Annotated in this window: 16 protein-coding genes and 2 pseudogenes; 5 read left to right on the top strand and 13 right to left on the bottom strand. The window is 61.1% G+C overall.

Translation table 11 applies throughout. The features are described 5' to 3' along the window. Window position 1: 1 nt before the first annotated feature. From C2E16_RS03235 to ascF, 5 genes and pseudogenes are all read right to left on the bottom strand, one after another. A complete protein-coding gene (locus C2E16_RS03235) occupies window positions 2-2,383 on the bottom strand; it encodes a glycoside hydrolase family 3 N-terminal domain-containing protein (protein WP_038628631.1) in 2,382 nt (793 codons plus the stop codon). A 3-nt stretch (window positions 2,384-2,386) separates the two neighbouring features. Then, the gene (locus C2E16_RS03230) at window positions 2,387-3,775 is read right to left on the bottom strand and encodes an MFS transporter (RefSeq protein ID WP_084971142.1); all 1,389 of its coding nucleotides are present in this window, start codon (window positions 3,773-3,775) and stop codon (window positions 2,387-2,389) included. Window positions 3,776-4,138: 363 nt separating this feature from the next. Beyond that, a complete protein-coding gene (locus C2E16_RS03225; protein WP_084971150.1) occupies window positions 4,139-7,171 on the bottom strand; it encodes an autotransporter outer membrane beta-barrel domain-containing protein in 3,033 nt (1,010 codons plus the stop codon). A 654-nt stretch (window positions 7,172-7,825) separates the two neighbouring features. Beyond that, window positions 7,826-9,253: a 6-phospho-beta-glucosidase gene (locus tag C2E16_RS03220; protein ID WP_038630148.1), complete on the bottom strand. Its 1,428-nt coding sequence runs from the start codon at window positions 9,251-9,253 to the stop codon at window positions 7,826-7,828. A 12-nt stretch (window positions 9,254-9,265) separates the two neighbouring features. Further along, window positions 9,266-10,725: pseudogene (gene ascF, locus C2E16_RS03215) on the bottom strand (PTS cellobiose/arbutin/salicin transporter subunit IIBC). Window positions 10,726-12,042: 1,317 nt separating this feature from the next. Here ascF and C2E16_RS03210 point away from each other — a divergent pair. Together C2E16_RS03210 and C2E16_RS03205 are read left to right on the top strand one after the other, a co-directional pair. Beyond that, window positions 12,043-13,053, top strand: a complete 1,011-nt coding sequence (locus tag C2E16_RS03210) for a LacI family DNA-binding transcriptional regulator (protein WP_038630150.1) — start codon at window positions 12,043-12,045, stop codon at window positions 13,051-13,053. A 162-nt stretch (window positions 13,054-13,215) separates the two neighbouring features. Then, window positions 13,216-13,785 carry a sterol desaturase family protein gene (locus tag C2E16_RS03205; RefSeq protein WP_038628635.1) on the top strand — a complete coding sequence of 190 codons (570 nt, stop codon included), beginning with the start codon at window positions 13,216-13,218 and terminating at the stop codon, window positions 13,783-13,785. On the opposite strand, the pseudogene crtB reads toward C2E16_RS03205, so the two are convergent. The 8 genes and pseudogenes from crtB to C2E16_RS03165 all read right to left on the bottom strand — a co-directional run bounded on the left by crtB (window position 13,703) and on the right by C2E16_RS03165 (window position 21,956). After that, window positions 13,703-14,649: pseudogene (crtB, locus tag C2E16_RS03200) on the bottom strand (15-cis-phytoene synthase CrtB). The gene C2E16_RS03205 and the pseudogene crtB overlap by 83 nt on opposite strands. Then, complete coding sequence (locus tag C2E16_RS03195) at window positions 14,646-16,127, bottom strand: phytoene desaturase (RefSeq protein ID WP_084971623.1); 1,482 nt, start codon at window positions 16,125-16,127, stop codon at window positions 14,646-14,648. Before C2E16_RS03195 ends, crtB begins: the two are co-directional and overlap by 4 nt. Then, window positions 16,120-17,295, bottom strand: a complete 1,176-nt coding sequence (crtY, locus tag C2E16_RS03190; protein ID WP_104951409.1) for a lycopene beta-cyclase CrtY — start codon at window positions 17,293-17,295, stop codon at window positions 16,120-16,122. The genes C2E16_RS03195 and crtY overlap by 8 nt, the downstream gene beginning before the upstream one ends. Beyond that, window positions 17,292-18,557: a glycosyltransferase gene (locus C2E16_RS03185; RefSeq protein ID WP_104951408.1), complete on the bottom strand. Its 1,266-nt coding sequence runs from the start codon at window positions 18,555-18,557 to the stop codon at window positions 17,292-17,294. The genes crtY and C2E16_RS03185 overlap by 4 nt, the downstream gene beginning before the upstream one ends. After that, window positions 18,554-19,597, bottom strand: a complete 1,044-nt coding sequence (gene fni / locus C2E16_RS03180; RefSeq protein ID WP_038628645.1) for a type 2 isopentenyl-diphosphate Delta-isomerase — start codon at window positions 19,595-19,597, stop codon at window positions 18,554-18,556. Before fni ends, C2E16_RS03185 begins: the two co-directional genes overlap by 4 nt. Window positions 19,598-19,640: 43 nt before the next feature. Further along, the gene (locus C2E16_RS03175; RefSeq protein WP_038628647.1) at window positions 19,641-20,546 is read right to left on the bottom strand and encodes a polyprenyl synthetase family protein; all 906 of its coding nucleotides are present in this window, start codon (window positions 20,544-20,546) and stop codon (window positions 19,641-19,643) included. 238 nt (window positions 20,547-20,784) lie between these two features. Next, entirely contained in the window at window positions 20,785-21,339 is a 555-nt protein-coding gene (locus tag C2E16_RS03170) for a YtfJ family protein (protein WP_038628649.1), read from the bottom strand. A 194-nt stretch (window positions 21,340-21,533) separates the two neighbouring features. Continuing rightward, entirely contained in the window at window positions 21,534-21,956 is a 423-nt protein-coding gene (locus C2E16_RS03165; protein WP_038628651.1) for a hypothetical protein, read from the bottom strand. Window positions 21,957-22,206: 250 nt separating this feature from the next. Here C2E16_RS03165 and C2E16_RS03160 point away from each other — a divergent pair, with 250 nt between their 5' ends. The 3 genes from C2E16_RS03160 (at window position 22,207) to C2E16_RS03150 (ending at window position 24,566) form a co-directional block, all read left to right on the top strand. Then, window positions 22,207-23,220 (top strand): HNH endonuclease, encoded by a 1,014-nt coding sequence (locus C2E16_RS03160; protein WP_038628653.1) that lies wholly within the window; start codon window positions 22,207-22,209, stop codon window positions 23,218-23,220. Next, window positions 23,220-23,798: a class I SAM-dependent DNA methyltransferase gene (locus tag C2E16_RS03155; RefSeq protein WP_038628655.1), complete on the top strand. Its 579-nt coding sequence runs from the start codon at window positions 23,220-23,222 to the stop codon at window positions 23,796-23,798. The genes C2E16_RS03160 and C2E16_RS03155 overlap by 1 nt, the downstream gene beginning before the upstream one ends. A 99-nt stretch (window positions 23,799-23,897) precedes the next feature. Then, window positions 23,898-24,566 carry a YecA/YgfB family protein gene (locus C2E16_RS03150; protein WP_084971478.1) on the top strand — a complete coding sequence of 223 codons (669 nt, stop codon included), beginning with the start codon at window positions 23,898-23,900 and terminating at the stop codon, window positions 24,564-24,566. Window positions 24,567-24,601: the final 35 nt, after the last annotated feature.

Genomic DNA, 24,601 nt, shown 5'->3' with positions numbered 1-24,601 from the left:
ACTAGCGACCGCGCGCAACTTCGCAGTGGCTGAGCATCCGCCACTGCTGGGGCAGCCGCCGCGTCTCGCCGGTTAGCGTCACTACCGTCCGCTGACGAATATCGCCGCTGGAGGCGCCCACCTGCAATTCAAACTCGCCAGGCTCGACGATGCGCTCCCCTTCCCGGCTGGTGAAGTTCAGCATGTCGGTCGGCAGGAAGAAGGTTAGCCGCGCCGTTTCGCCAGGCTCCAGCATGACGCGCTGAAAGGCTTTCAATTCCTGCACCGGCCTGACCATCGAGGCGACATTGTCACGCACGTAGAGCTGTACCACCTCGCTGCCCGCGCGTTGGCCGCTGTTAGTTATCTCCAGCGCAACCTCAATGGTGCCCTGCGCCACCGGCGTCTCCGGCTGCGCCAGGCTCAGCGGGCCGTAGGTAAACTCCGTCCAGGTTTTGCCGTAGCCGAACGGATAGCGCGCGCCGAAATGAAAGGCGAACGGCGTGCCGCCGCTTTTCAGCTTGTGGTTGTAGTAGTAGGGCATCGCGCCAGCGCTTTTCGGCACCGACAGTACCAGCCTGCCTGTCGGTTCAGCGCGGCCGGTCAGCACGTCGGCCAGCGCGTAGCCGCCCTCCTGCCCCGGCGCCCAGGCCATCAGCAGCGCCGCCACGCGATCCTCCAGCCCGCTCAGGTGATAAGGCCGTCCGCCGGTCAGCGCCACCACCACCGGCTTGCCGGTCGCGACCAGCGCCGCCAGCAGTTGCTGCTGCACGCCCGGCAGCGTGAGGCTGTCCGTATCCGAACCTTCGCCCACCGTGCCGCTCTGGAACAGGCCCGCCAGGTCGCCAACGCAGGCGACCACCACGTCGCTGTTTTTCGCCAGCGCCACCGCCTCGGCGATAAGGGACGTATCCTGCGACACCGGCGACTGCTGCATCGGCTTGCCGGCGCTGTCGCCGGGGAAAACCGGCGCGCCCGCCATGCGTTTTTCAATGATATGGCAGCCGCGCGCATAGCTGACCTGCGTGTCGCCCAGCGCCTCGCGCAGCGCCTGCAATGGCGTGGTGACCTGCGCCGCCTGGTCCTGCATATCGCTGATGATCAGATGTACCGGAAAACTGTAGCCGCTGAGCAGCGCCAGCGGATCGTCCGCCGTCGGGCCGATCACCGCTACACGCTGTTCCGGCTTCAGCGGCAACGCGCCGTTATTCTCCAGCAGCGTAATCGAGCGCGTCGCCGTCTCGCGCGCCAGCCGCCGCGCATTCTCGCTTTGCAGGCTGATGCGGTTTTCATCGGCGTAGGGCTGTTCAAACAGTCCAAGACGGAATTTTTCCGTCAGCAGACGCGCCACGATCTCATCGACTTTTTCCATCGTAATCAGCCCGCGCTCGACCGCTTGCGCCAGATGCTGCGCGCAGTCATCTTTCGGCAGTTCGATATCCAGCCCGGCGTTAAAGGCCAGCGCAGCGGATTCCGCCGCGTCGCGCGCCACGCCGTGATGCTGATGCAGCAGGCTGACGCCGCCGTAATCGGCGACGATGATGCCGTCAAAGCCCCAGCGCTCGCGCAGCAGCGTGGTCAGCAGGAAGGCGTCGCTGTGCGAAGGCTGATTATCGATGTCGTGATAGGCGGGCATCACGGAACCGGCATTGGCCAGCTTTACCGCCATCTCAAACGGCAGCAGGAAAGTGTCGTTCAGCTCGCAGAAGCCGAGATGCACCGGCGCATGGTTGCGTCCCCCTTCGCTGAAGGAGTGGCCGACATAGTGTTTCAGCGTCGCCAGCAGGTCGCGCTTTTCGCCCTGGAGCCCCCTGACGAAATGGGTCGCCATCACGCCGACCAGCCAGGGATCTTCGCCGAAGGTTTCTTCAGTGCGCCCCCAGCGCACGTCGCGCGAAACGTCCAGCACCGGCGCCAGCCCCTGCCGACAGCCAGTAGATCGCGCCTCTTCGCCGATGGCCGCGGCCACCTGCTCGATCAGCTCAGGGTCCCAGGTGGAGGCATAGTTCAGCGGCGACGGAAACAGCGTGGCGTCCTTGCACAGCAGGCCGACCAGACACTCTTCATGGAACAGCGCCGGGATGCCGAGCCGCGTCTCCTCCATCAGCGTTTTTTGCAGGCGGTTGGCTGCTCTGACGCCATCGCGCGCGTCAACTACGTGCGTGCCCAGCGGGCGCGTAATTTGTCCAACGCCGCGCCGTAGCCGCGCGTTCAGGTCGTTCAGCTGACCGGCGCCGGAAAAACTGTCGCTGAGGTCGCTGCGTTCGCGGTGGTTGCCGTCGGCGGACAGGATGAGCCAGAAGGCGTGCATCTGGGCGAACTTCTCTTCCGGCGTCATACGCGCCAGCAGATCGGCGACGCGTTCCGCCACCGGGCGCTGCGGGTTCTGATAAATTGCGGTCATACATTACTCCTGAATTGCGGAAACAAGCGGAGGCGTGTCTTCGTGATGCTGACGCTTCTGCGCCAGCTCGCTGGCAATCTCAGCCACTCTTCGGCTGCTGAGTTTGTAGAGGCAGAGCAGCAGCGCCATGCTGAGAAACAGCGCCGAAGGAATCAGGGTGAAAAGCGCGTTGATGGTGGTCAGCACGCCTGCCGACTGCTGCGCCTGGTTAGGCAGATAGTCCACCAGCGCCAGAATCCAGCCGACCAGCGCGCCGCCGAGCGCCAGGCCGAACTTAATGGCGAATAGCGCGGTGGAGAACACCAGCCCGTCAAGCCGCCGCCCGCTGCGCTGTTCTTCATAATCCACCACGTCGGAGAACATGGCCCACTGAAGCGGCGTCGTCAGGTTCTGAATAAAGCTGAAGACGATATTAATGCCGAATATCCACCAGAGCGCGACCGGCGGTAAAAAGAAAATCAACGAGCCGAGCAGCACGAAAGTGATAATCGTCCACTGGTAAGCGCGCACGCGGTCGAATTTCCCCAGCAGCCGTTCGGATAATAAGGCGCCCAGCAGCGCCGCCGCCATGCCGGAAACAATAAAGGCGAAAACCAGCTCCGGGCGCAGCAGCACATATTTCACGTAATAGAGCGTGGCGGAACCGCGCGTGACTATCGCGGTCAGTAGCAAAATATTAAAGATGAAAATAATGCGCCACTGACTGTTGCGCGTCAGGGTTTTTAAATCGCTCAGCATCGAACCGCTGTTTTCCGCTGCGGAATAATAACGCTCACGCGTCATGGCGAAGCAGCAAAAAAAGAGCACCACGCCCAGCATGCCCATCAGGCTCATGGCATAGAAATAGCCTTTCTGCGGGTTGTCATCGCCCAACCAGTTCACCAGCGGCAGCGCAATTACCGTGACGATCAGCCCGCCGATAAACGACAGCCCGAATCGCCAGGACTGGAGCGAATGGCGCTCGCGTGGGTCGAGCGTCAGCGCGCCGGGCATCGCGCAGTAGGGCACGTTAATGGCGGAGTAAACCAGGCTCAGCAGCGTGTAAGTAACGCAGGCGTAAATGATTTTCACCGTCGGCCCGGCGTCCGGCACGTAGAAGGTGATCAGGCAGCAGACGCCAAACGGCACCGCGAACCAGAGCAGCCAGGGACGAAAGCGGCCATGGCGGGTGCGGGTGCGATCGACCAGCGCGCCGATGCAGGGATCGACGAAGGCGTCCAGCGCGCGCACCAGCAGAAACATGGTACCCATAATCGCTGCGGGCAGCCCATAAACGTCGGTATAAAAATAGGCGAGAAACAGCGTCGCCGTTTGCCAGACCAGCGCACTGGCCATATCGCCCAGGCCGTAGCCTATTTTTTCTTTTTTACCCAATACGGAACAGGTCGCCATTATTACTCCCCTTCTACCCGCAGCGCGTTATTTAACGGAGGGCTTGATTAAGCCGTGCCCGTTAATGTTGTAAAAGAGAGAGGGAATGACAATTGCTAAATTTATTTGCCGTTTTATGTTTTTGCGTAAATGTGACGCGAGGCGAATTAATAATGAACACAAAGTTATTTCCGAACCGCCAGCGCTTTTTCTGTCAATGATGAAAAGCGATAACGGCTTTACCTTTTTTATAAATATGATCGCTATCACAGCGCGTATTTAACGGCGGCGCGAATATCGTGCCCTTTCTTCGCGCAGAATAAACGGCAGGCGGAGAATTAAGTATAAAAAACGGGGCCGTGTCGGCCCCGTGGTTGACGGATTTCAGAAATTCCAGCTGAAGCCCGCGTTGACGCTGTTGTCCTGATAATTCCCGGAGAGCAGGCCGCTGTAGCCCAGCGACAGCCGGGCGTTGCTGTTGATCGCCACCTCGGCGCTGGCTTTGAGCACCGCCCCGTCGCGCGAGGCGGAGACGCTGTTTACCACAAACGGCGTGTCGCTGCCGTTGAACTTCAGCCCAACGCCGCGAGCGAGGTCGCCGTACTGATGCTGCCAGCCCAGCTCGCCGCGCAGCGCCACCGCCGTTTCCCGGGTGACGTTCCACTGGACATCACTGCGCAGGCCCAGGGTGGAGAGCGTGGCGTCGATATGCTGCTTGTCGCCATGCAGCGCCGCTGCGCCGCCCTGCTCCGCGATGCGGTTGTTCTGGAAGTTGACGTAAGAGAGATTGGCGAATGGCTCCAGGCTCACCGGTCCGGCCGGAATGCGGTAGCCCGCTTCGGCGAAGAATTGCTCGGTGCGCGCGCTGTACTGCGCGCTGGCGCGGTCGGACTGGCTGCCGTAACGCACGGCGCGCGAGGTATCGAAACGGTGCAAGGTGTATCCTGCGCCGGCACGCAGCGCTAATGAACCGTACTCTTTGCCGCCGTAGACGCCGAGATGATAGTTGTCGCTGTCGGCGTCTGAACCGTAGCCGCCATCCAGCGAGGTGCGGGTGTAGCCGGTCGCGACGCCCATGCGCCAGTCGTCCGCCCAGGCGGAGTCCAGCCCCAGCAGCACGCCCCAGGTCGAAGCCTGATAGCCGGTGGCGCTGTCGTCGCCGGAAGCGTGATCCCACGCGCCCAGCAGTTTCGCCCAGGCGCCGCCCTCGTCCGCCTTGATATCGTTGACGCCGCCCAGCCCTTCCGCCTGACGCAGGCGATCGTTGAGCGTGTCGCGCAGATAACGGCTGTCGTTGACCTGCGCCGACGCGATATCCGCATGCACCTGGCCGGAGAGCTGACGGAACGCCTGACGCGCCTCGCCCGCCGATCCGCTGAGCAGCAGGCTTTCATAGACCGGGTTGCCCGCGCCCAGCGCTTCCGCCGCCGCCGCGACCGCGCGCTCGTTATCGGAGGCCGCCACGCTGGCGAAGGTGGCGTCGTTGCGCCCGACCGTCAGCGAGACCTGGTTTGCCTGGTAGCCCAGCGTGGTGCCCAGGAAGGCGTAGCTCGGCAATGCGCTGGTAAAGGCGCCGCTGACGCCTTGCGTCGCCGTCAGGATGTTGTACTGACGTCCGGCAAGGCTTTGCACTTCGCTCTGGCTCAGCAGGTTAGCGCTGTTTTCCAGCGATACCGCCACCTCGCCGCCGTTAATGGTGATGGCGCGGCTGCTGGCGATGCGGTCGCTGCGGCCGTCCGGCGCCACTTCTACCGCGTAGCGCGAGCCTTCATCAAAGGTGACGTCGCCATCCACGTTCAGGGTGCCGATCGAGTTGCCCGGCGCCACGGTGCCGCCGCGCGCCACCCGTAAGGCCCCGATGCTGCCGTTGCCGCCCAACACGCCCTGCCGCTGCACCGTGACGTCAGAGGTGAGCGAGCCGTTTACCGACAGCAGCCCGGCATTGACCAGCGTCGGGCCGCTGTAGGTGTTGCTGCCCGTGAGCCAGAGCGCGCCCGTGCCCTCTTTGGTCAGCCCGCCGTGGCCGGAAATGTCGTTCGACCAGACGTCGAAGCCGCACTGTACCTGATTGCAGAGGCGTGCATAGGGCGTGCCTTTATCCACTTCGGCGCCGATGCCGGGGATATTGGCGACAAACTGCGTCGGGCCGTAGGCGACGCCTTCCGGGTCCGGTATACGCAGCGCTTCGGGAATATCCTCGACGGTATAGAACATGCCCGGACCATCGATCGCCTTGCTCAGATCGATCATGCCCCAGCCGTAGAGCGCGTCGATGCCGGGATCGCCCATGTCGGTGGCGGTAGTTTTCAGTACCTGCGCCACCTGCGCGCCGGTCATATAAGGAAAGCGCTCCATCAGCACCGCGACGCTGCCCGCCACGTGCGGCGCCGCCATTGAGGTGCCGCTGTATTTGGCGTAGCCGGTGGTGAGGTTATCGACGCTGGTGCCTTCGATTATCGAGCTGTAGACGCGCGAGCCGGGGGCCGAGACGCAGAAGCTGGCGGTGTAGCCGCAGCGGGAGGAGAAGGTGCTGATAGTGTAAGGGGTGCCGTCGGCGGAGGCGGCATTCTGTTGCAGGCTGGCGACGGAGAGCCAGTTCGGCGCGATATCGGGCACAAAGTAAGCCAGCCCCGCCATCGCGTCCGGGTTGTTGAGGTTGTCATCATTGCCGGCGGCGAAAATGGTGACGATGCCGCTGCGCGCCGCATCAATCGCGCCCTGATAGGCGCCGCCCGGTACGGTGCCGAGGATCTGCTTAATCTGGTCAAACTGTTTCTGCGCGTCATTTACGGTGAAGTGCGGATAAGCGGGATTGCTGCCGCCCTCGGCGAATTTATCGGTGATGCCGATGCCCCAGCTATTGTTGATGATGCGTACGCCGCTTTCGCGCAGCGCATCCCAGCCCGCTTTATAGACCGCGCCGTCGTTGCCGAGGATAATGCCGTCTTCCGGGCCCGGATCGCCGTTTTCCGCGCTGACGATCTGCGCCCCCCACGCCACGCCGTGCATTTCGCCGCCGTCACGGCTGCCTGCCGCAATGCCGCCGACGTGAGTACCATGCGATCCCAGTTCGCCGTCGGAATCAACGCTCGGCGTGCCGTTATATTCAAACGGATCGCCTGCTTTTACCGGAATGTAGGGATCGGTGTAGGCGCGGATGCCTTTGGTCACCAGGTTGATCACTTTATTCGCGCCGGAGAATTCCGGGTGCTTTGCGTAAACCGGCTGATCGAAGATCCCCAGTTTTACCCCTTTGCCGCTGTAGCCGGCGGCATAGGCCGCGTCAGCGTGAATCGCTCCCAGCCCCCATTCAGCGTTGAACTCGCTGCTGCGCCAGCTGGCTGGATTGCCCGCCGTGCCCTGCTCGATATAGCTGGCAGCCCCCGCCTGGCCCATCGATCCCAGGCATACCGCCATCGCCAGAACGCTTAAACGCGCGCGCCGCCCATCTGACTCAGGCGATAATACGCGCTGAGCCACAGTCAACCTGCTTCTTTTTACCATTGAAGATACCGTCCATTATTGGTTTTTAAACAAGGATTTTTAAAAGCGTTAAGTTTGCAAAAAAGAATGCGCCGCGCTGAATGCCTCGGCGCAAATATCAGGTAAAGCAGAAAAGTATTATTTCCGCCAGTTACATGCGGAAATATTGATACGTAAAAAGGTGATTTCACTCATACTATTTTCATATATCTTTATGATTAAGAAAAAAACAGAATAAAAAATAAAATAATCAACAACTAATTTATCAATTATGAGTAGGAATCATCTTATTAAGAAGAAAATGTGCGGCAACAAAGGATTAATTTAGATGTGTTAATTATTTAAAAGAAATAATTTCATTGCGCAGATTATTATACGCGGCGCGCGTCAGGCGGAAGATATCCGTTTAATATTAATAATAAAAAGGTGACGTACAGCGGAATATGCTTATAAAAAGATCGGAGACAGGGAAAATGGGAAATATCGTGCGGGAGCGAATCGTTTTACGTAGCCAAATATCGCGTAATTAAAGATAAAGCCTGTAGCAAAATACCTTAAGAAAAAACGGACCGTTACCGGCCCATTTGATTAATCGAGATCGGCGCCGTTGCTGGCGATAACCTTTTTATACCACCAGAACGATTTTTTTCGCGTGCGCGCCAGCGTGCCTTTGCCCTGGTCGTCGCGGTCAACATAGATAAAGCCGTAGCGCTTGCTCATTTCGCCGGTCGAGGCGGAGACCAAATCGATGCAGCCCCAGCTGGTGTAGCCAATGATGGGAATACCGTCGTCGATCGCTTCCGCCATTGCGCGGATATGTTCGCGCAGGTAGCTGATGCGGTAGTCGTCATGAATTTCGCCGTTGGCGTCAGGCTCATCCCTGGCGCCCAGGCCGTTTTCCACCAGGAATAGCGGTTTCTGGTAGCGGTCATACATCATGTTCATGGTGATGCGCAGCCCCAGCGGATCGATGCCCCAGCCCCATTCGCTCGCCTCAATCCAGGGATTTTTCAGCGATTTAACTACGTTGGCGGCGCTGGTGTTGTTGCTGTTCATCTCCGCCGAGGCGCAGCGCGAGGCGTAGTAGCTGAAGGAGACGAAATCGACGGTGTCTTTCAGGATTTCGTCGTCGCCCGGCAGCGTTTCGAGGGTGATGCCCTGCTCGCGGAACATGCGGCGGGTCCAGGCGGGATAAGCGCCGCGCGCCTGCACATCGATAAAGAAAAGGTTTTCCCGATCCTTTTCCAGCGCCGCCCAGACATCTTCTGGCTTGCAGGAGTAAGGGTAGAAGTTGCCGCCCGCCAGCATACAGCCGACCTGGTTTTGCGGGTTGACTTCGTGGGCGATTTTGGTCGCCAGCGCGCTGGCGATCAGTTCGTGGTGCGCCGCCTGATATTTTACCTGCTGCGGGTTTTCCCCCTCGTCGAACGCCAGCCCGGCGCCGGAAAACGGGCTGTGCAGCAGAATATTTATTTCGTTGAAGGTGAGCCAGTATTTCACCAGCCCATCGAAGGCTTCAAAGCAGGTGCGCGCATAGCGGGTAAAGAAGTCCACCATTTTGCGGCTGCGCCAGGAACCGTACTCTTTCACCAGGTGCATCGGCACATCGAAGTGGCACAGGGTGACCAACGGCTCAATGTTGTATTTCTTACATTCAAGAAACAGGTCGCGGTAAAAGGCAATGCCCTCCGCATTGGGCGTCAGCTCGTCGCCCTGCGGATAGATGCGGCTCCAGGCGATGGAGGTGCGAAATACCGTAAAGCCCATTTCCGCCATCAGAGCGATATCTTCTTTGTAGCGATGATAAAAATCGATCGCCTCGTGCGACGGATAAAATTCGTCGTCACGGCAGCTAAAACGCTTCTGCTGGCCCAGCTTTACCGCCATGCGCTCGGGGCCGTGCGGGATCATATCTATCGTCCCTGGCCCTTTGCCGCCCTCGCGCCAGGCGCCCTCGGCCTGATTCGCCGCAATCGCGCCGCCCCATAAAAATCCTGCGGGAAATTTGGTTTCCATATACATCCTCTGTTAATGCGTTTTAACGGCCTGAGAGTTTGCGGGCCAGTCGGCGGATGCTGACGCCGCGTTGGTCTGCTCCGGCGTCACCGGAATGTCTTCAAAGCCTAAAATCAGGGTGGTGATAAAGGAGATCACGACCGCCAGCGCCATAACCGCAAATACCCAGACGATACTCATCGGGTTGGCGGGGTCGAAGAACTGCACGCTGGTGAACAGCCCCGGCGCCGCCATGGAGTGACTCGCCAGTCCGGCCAGGCCCGCCACCGCGCCGCAGATAAAGCCGCTGATCAGGCTGGCCACCAGCGGGCGTTTGAGCCGAATCGCTACGCCGTAGAGCGCGGGCTCGGAGATGCCCGCCACTATTGCGGAAGCCGCCGCCGCCAGCGCGGTTTGACGCAGCTCCGGGTTTTTGGTGCGCCAGGCGACCGCCAGTGAAGATCCGCCCAGCGAGAGATTGGCGCCGATTTCAGATGGCATGACCATGCCCTCTTTGCCGGTTTCAGCGATGGTTTGAATGATGGTCGGCGTGAAGACGCGGTGCATACCGGTCATGACCAGCAGCGGCCAGAGCGCGCCCATGATGGCGACGGAGAGCCAACCGAGATAGTGGTGGATGGTATAGACCACCGCCGAGATGCCGCTGCCGATCCAGATGCCGATCGGCCCAATCAGCAGGATGGCGATCGGCGCGGCGAACAGGACGATCAGCATCGGCTTGAGGAAGTTTTTAGTGACAGCCGGGGTGATTTTATCCACCCATCTTTCGATATACGAGAGTATCCAGGTCATGCAGAGCGCCGGGATGACGGTATAGGTATATTTGACCGCGGTGACCGGCACGCCGAAGAAGTCGACGGGCTGACCCTTCGCCGCCTGCGCCATGAGATCGATAAAACCGGGATGGACCAGCACGCCGGCAATGGCGATCGCCAGCGACATATTGGTTTTAAATTTGATCGCGGCGGAGGCGGCGACCATAACCGGCAGGAAGAAGAAAGCGCCGTCGCCGATAAAGTTCAGGATGGCGATGGTGGAAGATCCTTTCGGAAAGAGACCGGTCATGTCGAGGATCATCGCCAGCAGTTTGACCATCGATCCGCCAATGATCGCCGGGATCAGGGGGACATGGTGCCGATCAATGCATCCAGGATCCCTGCGCCGATGCGTCTCAGGGTGAGTTTCCCTTTTGGCGGTTCGGCCCGTAGCACCTGTGCCCCGGCGGGAAGCAGTTTGAGGACTTCAGCGTAGGCCTGAGAAACGGTGTTGCCGATGATAACCTGGCACTGGTTGTCGTTTTGCACCACGCCCATGACGCCGGGAATGGCCTTCAGCGCAGCGCTGTTGATGCTGGTGCTGTCGTTCAGCACAAAGCGCAGGCGCGTCATGCAGTGAGTCACTGCCGCCACGTTATCACCACCACCTATCGCCTCAACGATTGAGCGCGAGATTGTTGCGTAATTCTTTGACATGAGTGTGAAACCTCTCGTTATGACGCACCGTGCCGTAGGGTAGACGGCATTTTTATAGTTTATTCAGGTAGTTGTGGAAGCAACCTGCGTAAGTTTTCACTGGCGCTTCCCGTCTGCAACAAAATAGGTAACCGGTTTCACATCAGATTGGTTAAGTTGTGAATGGAGATCAACTGATTTCTTTTTGAGCTTTCAGATTTGTGATAAGGATCGCGCGTGTGCTGGTCGTGGTCGGGTGGGCGTCGGTTTGCGGCCCTGTCAGGTGCCGGTTTGCGGCCCTGGCAGGTGCCGGTTTGCAGCCCTGGCAGGTGCCGGTTTGCAGCCCTGTCAGGTGCCGGTTTGCGGCCCTGGCAGGTGCCGGTCGCAAGGGGCCGGACCTTTCGGCGGAACGGCATAAAGCCATCCATGGCGCCTCCGCCCGCGCCTTCCCTGGCGCGGGAGGTCCGCCTACAGGTTCCGGCCCCCTCGCTCCCCTAACTCTGTGCTTTAGTATGTGAATTCTGTGTTTCACATCAGCCCGGCAAAGCGGCACAGACGACTTCCAAAGCGACACCCAGCGGCGCAGGCAACACCGAAGCCAAAGGAAGCGGCGCAGGCGATACCCAAAGCGACACCCAGCGACGCAGGCAACACCGAAGCCAAACGAAGCGGCGCAGGCGATACCCAAAGCGACACCCAGCGGCACAGGCAACACCGAAGCCAAACGAAGCGGCGCAGGCGATACCCAAAGCGACACCCAGCGGCACAGGCAACACCGAAGCCAAACGAAGCGGCGCAGGCGATACCCAAAGCGACACCCAGCGGCACAGGCAACACCGAAGCTAAAGGAAGCGGCGGGCGGGCCGTGTAGTAAAGCCTCCGCGTCAGGGATGACGCGGCGGAGTCTCCAGGGATGGATTGACGACGTCTTTACGAAACGGCCCGCCCGCCGCTGACTCACTGAAAAACCCGCCAACACCGCACCGCCGCCGACGCTCTGAGCAACCAGCCAACACCGCATCGCCGCTGACTCACTAAGCAGCCAGCCAACACCGCATCGCCGCTGTCCCACCAAACAGCCAGCCAACACCGCACCGCCGCTGACTCACTAAGCAGCCAGCCAACGCCGCATCACCGCAGCCCCACCAAACAACCCGCCTGCAGGTTCCTGCCCCTGCGCCCCCAACTCTGTGGTTCGGTACTGGGGTGCTGAGTTTTATATAGCTTAAAGAAAGCGTTGCCTTTGACGTGTTCATCAGGGACCACGCAACATAATCCGCGATCCTGACGTAAAAATGTTTAGAATGAGCCGCAAGGGATCACGGTTGGGAGAAGATGATGTCAACAATGCAGGAAGTGGCGAAAAAAGCGGGCGTCTCCAAAGCGACGGTCTCGCGTGTGCTGTCAGGCAAAGGCTATGTCAGCGAAGAAACCCGCAAACAGGTCTTCGCCGCCATCGAAGCCGCGGGCTATCGCCCTAACCTGCTGGCGCGTAACCTGGCGACCAGCAAATCCCAGTGCATCGGCATGGTCGTCACCAACACTCTCTACAGCGGCAGCTACTTCAGCGAAATCCTCTCCCAGGCGGCGAAAAAAGTGGAAGAAAGCGGCCGACAACTGATCCTCGTTGACGGCAAACACAGCGCGCAGCAGGAGCGCGAGGCGATCGAATTCCTGCTCGACCTGCGCTGTGACGCTATTATCCTCTACCCGCGCTTTCTCACCATCGACGACATGGACGACATCATCGGACAGACGCGCCAGCCGATTATGGTGGTCAATCGTCGGCTGCGTAAACATCCCAGCCACGCCGTCTTCTGCGACCATAAAGGATCGGCGTTTAATGCCGCCATGGCGCTGATCGAACGCGGCCACCGGGAAATCGCCTTTATTACCGGATCGCTCGATTCACCTACTGCGCTGGAACGCCTTGCCGGTTATAAAGAGGCGCTGCGCCAGGCTGATATCGTCGTCGAACCGCAGCGCATCGTCGAAGGAAAATGGACGCCCGCCTGCGGCGCAAAAGCGGTGGCGACCCTGCTGGCAAACAACGTCGCCTTCAGCGCGCTGATCGCCAGCAACGATGATATGGCGGTCGGCGCCCTGAGGCAGCTGACTCAGGCCGGACTGCGCGTGCCGGATGATGTCTCGCTGCTCGGCTTTGACGATATTCCCATCGCTCCCTTCCTGCTCCCCGCGCTCTCCAGCGTCAAAGACCCGGTCACTGGCATGATCCATGAGGTGATTGACCGCCTGATCTCAATGCTCGACGGCGGCGACATGACCCCGCAGCAGGCGCTTATTTCCGGGCTGGTGCTGCGCGAATCGGTAAGCGACGCCGCCTCCTGAGCACGCGGCAGCCCGACGACTCTGTTGCTATACTCTGCATCACGTACACTCATCGAAGCGGCTGACGCCTTTCAGACGCCTGCAACCACGGGCAACGCAAAGCAGAGCCCTTGCCGTTTAATGCGATGGACACGCTATTTATCCGCTAAAACAGGAGTCACGATGCTCGTGCTGTGGAACACCCTGATTGTGCTGGCGACCGTCGCCGTCATGGAAATCGTGGCGACGCTGGCGCACAAATACATCATGCACGGCTGGGGATGGGGCTGGCATCTTTCACACCATGAACCGCGCACCGGCTGGTTCGAAGTCAACGATCTCTATGCATTGCTGTTCGCCGTGCTGGCGATTGTGCTGATCGCCGTCGGCACCTCCGGCGTCTGGCCGTTGCAGTGGATCGGCGCCGGTATGACGCTCTACGGCGCGCTCTATTTTATGGTGCATGACGGCCTGGTGCATCAGCGCTGGCCGTTTCGCTATATTCCGCGCCGCGGCTACCTGAAACGGCTGTATATGGCGCACCGCCTGCATCATGCGGTGCGCGGCAAAGAGGATTGCGTCTCCTTCGGCTTTCTCTATGCGCCGCCGGTGTCAAAATTGCAGGCGGTGCTGCGCAGCCGCAACACCAGAGCGTCGCGCGGCGAAAACGCTACTCCGCATGACCGCCATGCCGATGCGGACGCTGCCAAAGATCGGAAGAACGCGGCGGCGTCGACGCGACGCGGGAACTGATCGCCAGCGCCGCGCCTTTCATTAGCAGCGCGATTTTCTCCGCGCGGCTGGTGCCCTGACGCCGATCCCAGGCGCGAGGCCCGGCGGCGCTGACCTTCACCCCGATCTCCCGATAAACCCGTGCGCCGACGCGATCGCCCAGGCGGAACGCAGCGGCAGGCCAGCCAGCCCGACGCGCGCGGAGTCGTAGTAAGGCTCGGCGGCCGCCACCAGCCGCTGAGCCAGACGCGCCAGCTTCTCACGGTTAACCGGATCGGCGACCTGCTGCCTGCCGATCCCCTCTTCCGCCAGCCACTGCGCCGGTAGATAACAGCGCCCTGTTTCCGCATCTTCAACAATATCGCGCGCAATGTTGGTCAGTTGAAACGCCAGCCCCAGATCGCAGGCGCGATCCAGCACCGCTTCATTACGTACGCCCATAACCCGCGCCATCATCAGCCCCACCACGCCCGCGACGTGATAGCAGTAGCGCAGCGTATCCTCGAAGGTTTCGTAATGGGTGTCGCGCACGTCCATCGCGAACCCTTCCAGATGATCGAACGCCTGCTGCGGCGGAATGGCATGGCGCGTCGCCACCTCCTGAAAGGCGGCGAAGGCAGGCTCCTGCATCTCCGCGCCAGCAAAAGCGCGCTGCGTTTGCGTTTTCAACATCGCCAGCCGCTGCGTCGCGCTGCCGCTGAGAGCGGACGCATCGCGGAAACCCAGCGCCTGACCGTCAATCACATCGTCGCAATAGCGGCACCAGGCGTAGAGCATCAGCGCGCTACGACGGGTCGACGCGTCAAACAGCTTTGCAGCGGTATTAAAGCTTTTCGAGCCTGCCGCCATGGTTTCGGTGGCGTGATCCATCAGCGTGCCGTTCATCGTGACAGCGCCTCCAGCATCAGGCCGGCGGTCGCTTTCGCCGAGCCGATCACGCCGGGAATCCCCGCGCCCGGATGGGTGCCCGCGCCGACCAGATAGAGATTGGGAATACGGCTGTCGCGGTTGTGCGGGCGGAACCAGGCGCTCTGGCGCAGAATCGGTTCGATGGAAAAGGCCGAGCCGTGATGCGCGCCGAGCCGATCGCGGAAATCAAACGGCGTGAACATGCGGTGCGTCACCAGCTGGTCGCGCAGGCCAGGCATATAGTGCTGCTCCAGGTAAGCGAAGATGCGGTTGCGCAGGCGCGGCCCTTCGACATCCCAGTCGAGATCGGCGGTGCCAAGGTGCGGCACCGGCGCCAGCACGTAGTAGCTGCCGCAGCCGGGCGGCGCCAGCGAAGGATCGGTGACGCAGGGCGCATGCAGGTAGAGCGAAAAATCGTCCGACAGCGTGTCGCGGTTAAAAATGTCCTCGATCAGCGCTTTATAGCGCGGTCCGAAGCAGACGGTGTGGTGCGCCAGCTGGCTGTGGTGATGGTTCAGACCAAAATAGAGCACGAACAGCGAGTTGCTCATGCGCTTGCGTTTCAGTGACGCGGCGCGCGACGCGCCTACCGGATGATGCCCCAGCAGCTTTTCGTAGGTATGCACCACGTCGGCGTTGGAGGCGACCGCCGCCACCTCAATGCGGCGGCCGTCCGCCAGCTGTACTGCGCTAATCTGCGCGCCTTCCGCCTCCAGCCGGGTCACTTCGGCGTTCAGCTCCAGCGTGCCGCCGAGATCCTGAAACAGCCGCACCATCCCCTGCACCAGCGCGCCGGTGCCGCCACGCGCGAACCAGACGCCCCACTCCCGCTCCAGCGCATGAATCAGCGTGTAGATAGAGGAGGTGGCGAACGGATTGCCGCCCACCAACAGCGAATGAAACGAGAACGCCTCGCGCAATCGCTCATCCTCGATAAATTTCGCCACCATGCCGTAGACGCTGCGCCACGCCTGTAAACGCGCCAGCTGCGGACCAGCGCGCAGCATATCGCGGAACGAAAGAAACGGCACCGTGCCGAGCTTCAGGTAACCCTCTTTAAACACCGCTTTGGAGTAGGCCAGAAAGCGGCGATAGCCTTCGACGTCGCGCGGATTGAAGCGGCGGATCTGATCCTCCAGCCGCGCCTGATCGTTGTCGTAGTCAAAGACCTGGCCCGATTCCCAGCAAAGGCGGTAAAACGGCGTCACCGGCAGCAGCTCGACATAGTCGGCCATGCGTTTGCCCGCCAGAGTGAACAGCTCCTCTATTGCGCTGGGGTCGGTGATCACCGTCGGGCCAGCGTCAAAGTTAAACCCTTTATCTTCATAAACATAGGCGCGGCCGCCCGGCTTGTCGCGCTGCTCCAGCAGCAGCGTGGGAATGCCCGCCGCCTGGAGGCGGATCGCTAAGGCCAGGCCGCCGAAACCGGCGCCGATTACAACTGTTTTATTCATCACTGAACGCTCGCAGCCGGGGAGTCTGTTTGAGTACGGCCTGCAAGGCTTCGCCGACCGGTACCGGTGGTTTGCCCGTCAGAATCCGCGCCTTGTCGGCCAATGTAAGCTGACCGGCGTAAAAGCGGGCGATAAGCCCGTGGTTGAGTCGGTAAAAACGCTGCATCACCTGCCAGCGTCCGTCGGGACGTCCGGCAAGGAACAGCATACGGTTAAGCATGCGAAAGAAGCGCTGGCGTCGCCACTGCCGCTGCGCGTAGTCGCGCGTCAGGGCGAACAGCGCGCCCGACGAGAGATCGCGCTGCCGGGCAATAAGATCGGCCAGCGCCGCCGCCTGCGGCAGGGAGTAGCCGGTGGTGGAGTGGAACAGCCCGGCGCGCAGTCCGCTACAGGGCTGGCCTGCTTTCTGCTGCCAGAAGGCGCGGCAGTCGCCCGCCAGCGTGATCGGCAGGTTGCCCTGCTCCTCGCGCTCCAGCCTCTCCAGCGCCCAGCCCTGCGCCGCCGCGTAGTCGGCGATATGCTGGCGCGCCCGGTCATCGCCGAGCGTGGCGCGATCGATGTAATGGGTATCTTCGATCAGCAGGCTGTCAGCCGAGAGCGGCAAGGTGTAAACAAAACGGTAGCCCGCCGACTGATCCACCGTGGCGTCCATTAACAGCGGGCGCGTCAGCCCGTGCGGCTGGCTCAGCCGCCATTGCTGCCCAAGAAACGCCTGAAAGCCGATAGTCAGATGCGCACCTGGCTGATAGCCGCGCCCGTCAATTACCGCGCTGGCGCGCAGCAGGCTGCCGTCCGCCAGCGTCACCGTTTCCGGCGTCAGGGCGCTGACCGGCGTCCGCGTGCGCAGGCTATCGCCCAGCGCCTCCGCGATCACCGCCGCGAAACGCCCGGAAGTGATGCTCAGATAGCCGCCGTCAAGCCGGCGCGTCAGCGCCGGAAAGCGCACGTCGTAGCCAGACCAGCGGTGCGCCACCAGCGGCGCGATCCAGGCGTGCTGCGCCGGTGTGAGATCGTCCTGATGGAACGACCAGGTTTGATTGCCGCCCGGCTCCGCGCCCGCTTCCAGCAGCAGCATCTTCAGCTGCGGCTGAAGCTGGCGCAGCCGCCAGGCGATCAGCCCGTTGGCCAGTCCGCCGCCGACCAGAATCAGATCCCACTGCGGCTTCATGCGCAGGCCGCCATCACCGGATGGCGCTCGCGCAGCGCCTGCTCGACCACCTCCGCCGTGTAAGATGCGCCGCCGGCATGCTCAAGCTGCGCCTGCATCACTGTCAGCCGCTGACGGTAGCCTTTATCGCTGAGCAGCGCGTCCAGGTTCTTCGCCAGCGCGTCAACGGTAGTAAAACGCGAGGCGCGACGACCAATACCGCTGTAGACGACGCGCGAGGCGACGCCCGGCTGATCGAACGCCAGCGGGATAGTCAGGATCGGCGTGACGCTCTCTATCGCGTCCATCACGGTATTCAGCCCGCCGTGAGTGATCACCGCCTGCGCCTGGCGCAGCACGGCGGGCTGGTCGGCAAAATCGGTCACCCCGGCGCCATAGCGTCGCAGCCGCGCCGCCTGCTCTGCGTTCAGCCCGCCGCAGTGGGCGATCAGCAGTCGAACATTAAGCTGGCGGCAGGCGCGCGCGATGGTGCGAAACAGCGAATAACGGTGTCCCTGGAGGGTACCCAGCGAGGCGAACACCAGCGGCTGCGCAGAAGATGGCGCCTCGTCGGGCGCGGCGCGGCTGTGGCGCAGCGGCCCGACGGCGTGGAAGTGCGACGGCAGGTGCCGCCGGGGAAAATCGAAGGCGGGCAGCGTCTGGCTGATCTGCGCCAGCGGCGACAGGCACTCGTGCAGAGCGCGTCGTTCGCCGAGGCCGAAGGCGCGCGCATGGCGCGCGATAACCTCGCCGTGGCGGCGCATCAGCCAGTCATAGACGCGGGCGCTGGAGTGATAAAGCTTTTGGCTGCGCGCGTCGGTCGCGTAGTTAAACGGCATGACCGGCAGCGGCAGGTGCGGTTCGCGGTTCACCGGCAGCGCGCAGGCGACCGACACGAAAGGTAGCCCCAGCGCTTCCGCCGCCAGCCCGCCCGCCGCCTCCATCTGATCGACGATCAGCCCGTCAACGTCCGCCTGTTCCAGCGCGGCGGGCAGCTCGCGGCAGAGCATATCGCTGGTTTTCGCCATATCCTCGATCAGCCGAAAAATGCCCATTCCGGCCGGGTGCGCGGTTAAGCGTAGCGTGCGCGCCAGGCTGCCCGGCGGATGGCTGCGTTCACCGAGCGGACAAAAGCCGATGCGCGCGTCGCTGAGCAGCGTGCGCGCTTCCGCCTGCTGCATAAAGGTAACGCGATGGCCGCGGGCGATCAGCTGCTGCGCCAGCGCTTCCAGCGCGCGGACGTGACTGTAGAGCGGAGGCGCGATAACCGCGTAGTGGCTCATCCCTCATCCCCGACGCGCACCAGCGTCGCCTGACGCAGCGCGCGCAGGTTGGGGCTGCCGGTGCAGAAACAGGCGACCCGCAGCTGATCGATAATAATTTGAAAGTGGGCGATAACCGCCTCGCTGGAGGCGGTGGCGCTGCCCAGCACGCCTGCGGCTTGCCCCGCCAGCGTCGCGCCCAGCGCGATGGCGCGCGCGACATCGATGCCGTCGCTGACGCCGCCGGATGCGATAAGCGGCATCTGCGGCAGCGCCTGATGCAGATTGCGCAGCGCCTGCGCGGTGGGAATGCCCCAGTCGGCAAAGGCCATCGCCACGGCGCGGGCATGCGGCGTCGCGGCGCGTTCACCCTCTACCGCCGCCCAGCTGGTGCCGCCGGAGCCCGCCACATCAATCATCGTCACGCCCGCTTCCGCCAGCCGTCGCGCCACCGGCACCGAGATGCCGGCGCCGACCTCTTTCGCCACCACCGGCACCGGCAGCGCTTTCACCGTGTTGGCTATCGCCGTCAGCACGCCGCGCCAGTCGCGGTCGCCGCCGCCCTGCAACGCTTCCTGCAACGGGTTTAAATGGATAATCAGCGCGTCCGCTTCGATCATATCGACCGCGCGGCGCGCGTAGTCGACGCCGTTGCGTCCGGCGATCTGCGCCGCGCCCAGATTCGCCAGCAGCGGGATATCGGGCGCCGCCTGGCGCAGTTCGCGCGTCAGACCCCAGTTATCTTCGCTTTCCAGCGCCACGCGCTGCGAACCGACGCCCATCGCCAGCCCTAACGCCTGCGCCGCTTCCGCCAGATGACGGTTAATCTCTCTGGCGCGGCTGGCGCCGCCGGTCATTGAGCTGATCAACAGCGGCGCGCGCAGCGCCTTGCCGAACAGCGCGCTGCGCAGATCTATCTCATCCAGATGCAACTCCGGCGTCGCGCAGTGTTCAAAGCGCCATTCCGCAAAGCCGGTGCCGTGCTTTTTCAGCGCGCGCGCCGGATTCAGCACGATATCCAGATGATCGTTTTTGCGTTGGGTCAGTTCCCTATCCTTCATTGCCGCTCCAGTCGCTATGGCATCCTGAGATAAAAACCGTGTCTTAGCCGAACAGCGCCAGCTGCTTGTCGAACCAGGCGTGCATAAAACGCCGCGTAGAGACGCCGCGCTGACAGGCGCTGGAGAGATGCTCATCCGCGCTGCGCAGATGTTCGCGCAGCCGCTGATGCACCGCCTCCGCGCCAAGCATCGCCACCAGCGTCGATTTGCCGTGATCTTTATTCAGATCTTTACCGGTGCCGTGCAGCCCGTCGGCGAGGTCGTCCAGAAGCTGAAACGCTTGCCCCAGATCCTGCGCGAAGCAGCGCAGCCGGTGGCGCGCCTGCGGCGTCGCGTCGGCGACGATCGCCGCCATTTGCAGCGTGGCGTCGAACAGGCGGCTGGTTTTCAGTTCATTAGTAAGGAGGATCGCTTCGGCGCTGCGCGTCTCGGCGCCCTCGTACAGATCGAGATACTGCCCCTGCACCAGTCCTTGCAGCCCGACGGCGGTGGAGAGTTCCGCCACCGCTTGGGTTTTACAGGCGTGCGACAGCGACTGCGCCTCCGCCACCACGCCGAAGGCGCGACTAAGCAGCGCTACGGCGGCGAGGATAGCGACGTTTTCGCCATACTGCCGGTGAATGGTGGGACGGCCGCGACGCAATAGCGCATTGTCCATGCAGGGAATATCGTCGAGCATCAGCGAAGCGGCATGAACCATCTCCACCGCACAGGCGAGATCGAGCAGGCCGGGCTGATCGGCGCGGCAGCCAAGGTCGCGCGCCGCCAGCACCAGCAACAGCGGACGCACCCGCTTGCCCGCCACCAGCGTGCCTTCGCGCATCGCCGTATAAACCAGATCCTGCTGCTCGCCCGCAGGCAGCAGCTGATCGAGGCGGGTTTGCAGCGCCTCGCGCAGCGCCTTTAGTTCATCTTCATGGTTGACGCATTTATCGGCGTTGGCATTCATCGTTACGGTCCTGGTTCCTCGTCGTGGCGGAGTAAGACGAATGGCGCATGTAACGGCTGCCAGTAAGCCGTAATGACCTGCAGTACGCTGGGACAGGAGAGAACTTTTGCAGCATGAACAGCCGCTTGCCCGCTTATTTCTCCCCTGCTGTGTCTGGAAAGCGTAGCGCAATCTACAGATATTTCCTTTTATGCAGCGGCGGCGTCACAACTATTTACCTGGATTTAACAATGTGCGGCTACGCCAGTAGCTGACGCAGCAGCACCATCACCTGATCCACCTCGGCGGCAGTCAGCGCGCCATCTTTGGCGAAGCGCACCCGTCCGCCTTTATCCAGCACGACGATGGCGGAACCGCCCGTCTGGAGCCGCCAGGCGCGCTGCGTCGCGCCGCGATCGTCCACCACGAACTGCGCGGCCGGGGTTTCTCGTTTGCTTTCTTCCAGACTGCGCCGCACGAACAGCGCGCTGCCGGGAATGGCGTCGTCGGTATTGACGATGGTGGTGACCGCGAATCGGTTCGCCGGAAAGCCCGCTTTGCCGATGGCGTCGATCAGCGCGGCGTTTTGATCTTTGGCCGACAGCCGTCCCGCCATATGCAGCACCACGCCCACTTTTCCGCTGAGGCGCGCGCTGTTCCAGGCCTGATAGCGCAGCTCGCCCTGCTGTAATTGCAGTTCGCCTCGTTCCGCCACGCCGACCGGCGCCACGCGCTCCCCTTCCACAAAGTTATGGGCCGAGGCGAAAAAAGGCAGCCCGCCGGTTAACAGCACTATCGCCGCGCGTAATGTCATTCGCTTCTCCGGTAATGGGGCAATCCGCCCACGGTAAAGATTAATCAGGATGAAGTATAAGACGAAGCGGAGGATTAAAGGGTAAGGTCTGGCAATATAGGTTTTAGCGTGGCGCGGGACGGCTATAGCGATTGTGGGCAATGGCAGCCGACAGGATTGATATGACAAGGTGCGGGAAAGACGATGTATAAAAGTTAATTGCTTGCCTGAAAATTCAGATGCGGCCGGAAGGTCTCCCCACGATATTCATAAATAATTGAGTTATTAAATGAAAATACCCGGCCGCCATATTTGATATCGATAACATCGCCATCCATCGTTACGTTCACCCCGCTGCCGGCGGCAATAAGAAAAGGAACCTGTTTAGCGAGGCTGGCGCCGATATCGCCTTTAATTTTACCTGAGAGGTAATAGCGGTAACTGTTCGCAACAGTCGCGCCGCCGCCACTGTAGCCAGTGACATAAAGCCATGTATTTTCGTTTAGCTGGCGTGATGAGATAAGTCGTTCTTCAGAGCGCTCGTCAGAAGAATTTAAAGCGATAAAGCTGATGACGATTAACAATAATATTGCCGTTAACGCACCGTGCAGCCGCTTAATAACCGTTTTCCATTGCATATTTAATGCCCTTTTTTATCCATCCATAGAATCGTCGCCGTAAGGCGCATTTTTATAATATCAACACCCTTTCTTCCGGGAAACTCCGGCCCTGCTTTCCGCCAGATCGGATCCTGTCATGGCTGGCAGAGTCGTATAACAGATCGTTGATTCGCTCATCATTCGAACGCTGATGGTTTATTATGTGATGCCGTTACAGGTTAAGTTAACGCTTACTGCCCTGCACAGGCAGCATCATCAGGATAACCCTATGCGCTTCTATCAGGCTGACCCGACGCTGGAGAACTACTGGCGCGGCGTAATCCTTTTCGGCAAGAACGCCGCCTCCTATAAGTTCGCCCTGGCGCACGCGCTTTACGATCTGCATGCGCAGCCCAGCGAGCTGATCACCCTTGAGGCGCTGGCCGCTCCTTTTGCCCGCCATCTGTGTCAACATTTGCAGCACGCGCCGAAGCAGACTACCGCTAACCGCAGCCAGTTTCTGGACGCCTGCGCGCAGTTTAATCAGGGTGAGCTGAGCGAAGCGCAGCTGACGGAGATCACCATCAGGCGCGGTTTTAATAACGTTCTCAACGCGTTTCACAACGTGAACCACGCCGAGATAGCGCAGCGCTTTTTTGTCGATGAGCGTAAAACCGCAAAGGGCATTCGCCTGACCGATAACTTTTATCGCCTGACGGAGAGCGAGCAGTTTAACAACCTGATCCATGAGACCGACGCGCGCTGGCGTCTGGTGGAGCAGGCCTGGGAGATGGGCGTGTCGCGCAACCTGATTGCGGTGGAGTATGACGACCAGCAGCAGCTGCTGTTCAGCCGTCAGCGCGAGCGGCGCGTAAATATCACCAGCTGCCGCAACAGCCTGAACGGTTACCAGAAGGGGCGCTGCTTTTATTGCTATCGCGCCATCAGCCTGACGCCGGGCGATGAGAACCTGGCGGACGTCGACCATTTTCTGCCATGGAGCCTGCAACATAAGGTAAGTAATATCAACGGCGTCTGGAACCTGGTATTGGCCTGCCAGAACTGCAACCGCGGCGAGAGCGGCAAGTTCGCCCGCATTCCTTCGCTTTATCTGCTGGCGCGCCTGCACCATCGCAACGAGTATTTTATTAACAGCCACCTGCCCCTGCGCGAGACGCTGCTACGGCAGACCGGCAAGCAGCCGGAACAGCGCCATGCCTTTTTGCAGCGCGCCTGGCAGACCGGTCTGGATACGCTGATTCATCAATGGGAACCCACAGCGCAGGGAGACGCGATATTCTGATGAGCATCGATTATTACCAGCAGCACGCGCAGCGCTTTTTCGACGAGACGGTCACGGTGGATATGTCCGCGCTGCACGATCGCTTTCTCGCCTGCCTGGAGCCGGAGGCGCTTATTCTGGACGCGGGCTGCGGCTCCGGGCGCGACGCGCTGGCTTTCCTGAGACGCGGCTATCTGGTCGACGCGTTTGACGCCGCCAGCGAGATGGCGGCACGCGCCCGCGCGCTGACCGGTCTGCCGGTAAAAACGCTGCGCTTCGATGAGTTCAGCGCCCCGGCGCGCTACGGCGGCATCTGGTGCTGCGCTTCGCTGCTGCATGTCGCCGAAGCGGAACTGCCGGAGACGTTTACTCGCTTAGCGCAGGCGCTAAAGCCGGGCGGCGTCTGGTATCTGTCTTTTAAGCGCGGCAGCGGCGAGCGCGAACAGAGTGGCCGACGCTTTACCGATCTTACCGAGGCGCGACTGCGTGAGCTGATTGAAGAACTGGATGGCGTGACGCTACAGGATATCTGGCTGAGCGAGGATAAGCGTCCGGGACGACATGAAGTGTGGGTAAACGGGCTGGTCAGGCGGAAGTGATAAGCCCCCGTCAGGCCTGTTGCCAGATTTATCGCTAAGCTCAGTGAATAAGCGTGTACACTGCTGCGGTTTTAAACTTAAGCGCCCAGGAGGCACAGTATGAAAGAAGGCCCATTGACCGAGAAAGAGCTGCAATGGCTTGACGAAATACTGGAGAAATATGGCAGCGACGAGTCGATTGTGGATGTCGCCGAACTGGATGGCCTGTTAACCGCCGTGCTTTCCGGTCCGAGAACCATCGAGCCGAGCGAGTGGCTGGTTGCGCTCTGGGGCGGGCAGAACCGTGTCCCTAAATGGAGCAACGAGCGCGAGATGAACCGCTTTATGGAACTCTGCTTCCAGCATATGAACGACATCGCCGATCGTCTTGCGGAGTTTCCCGATCAGTTCGATCCGCTGTTTGGCGTGCGTGAGACCGAAGGCGAAGATTTCACCGTGGTGGAAGAGTGGTGCTTCGGTTATATGCGCGGCGTGGCGCTGAGCGACTGGTCAGCGCTGCCGGAAGCGTTGCATCCCGCGCTGGACGCCATCGCCCTGCACGGCAAGGAAGAGAACTTCCCGCAGCTGGAGACGCTTTCCCCGGAGGAAATGGAGGAGCGTTTCGCCGCCATCCGCCCTGCCGCGCTGGCGCTGCACGATTACTGGATTGCTCAGCCGGAAGCGGTGCCCGAGCCGCAGCAGCCGATCGTCGCTGAACAGAAGCCGGGCCGGAACGACCCTTGCTTCTGCGGCAGCGGTAAGAAGTATAAGCAGTGCTGTTTGCACTAAATGAGATGCGCCTGCGGGCGCATTTTTTATTTGTT

Source organism: Mixta calida (genome assembly GCF_002953215.1).
Lineage (GTDB): Bacteria > Pseudomonadota > Gammaproteobacteria > Enterobacterales > Enterobacteriaceae > Mixta > Mixta calida.
This window is presented reverse-complemented; position numbering and strand designations above follow the sequence as displayed.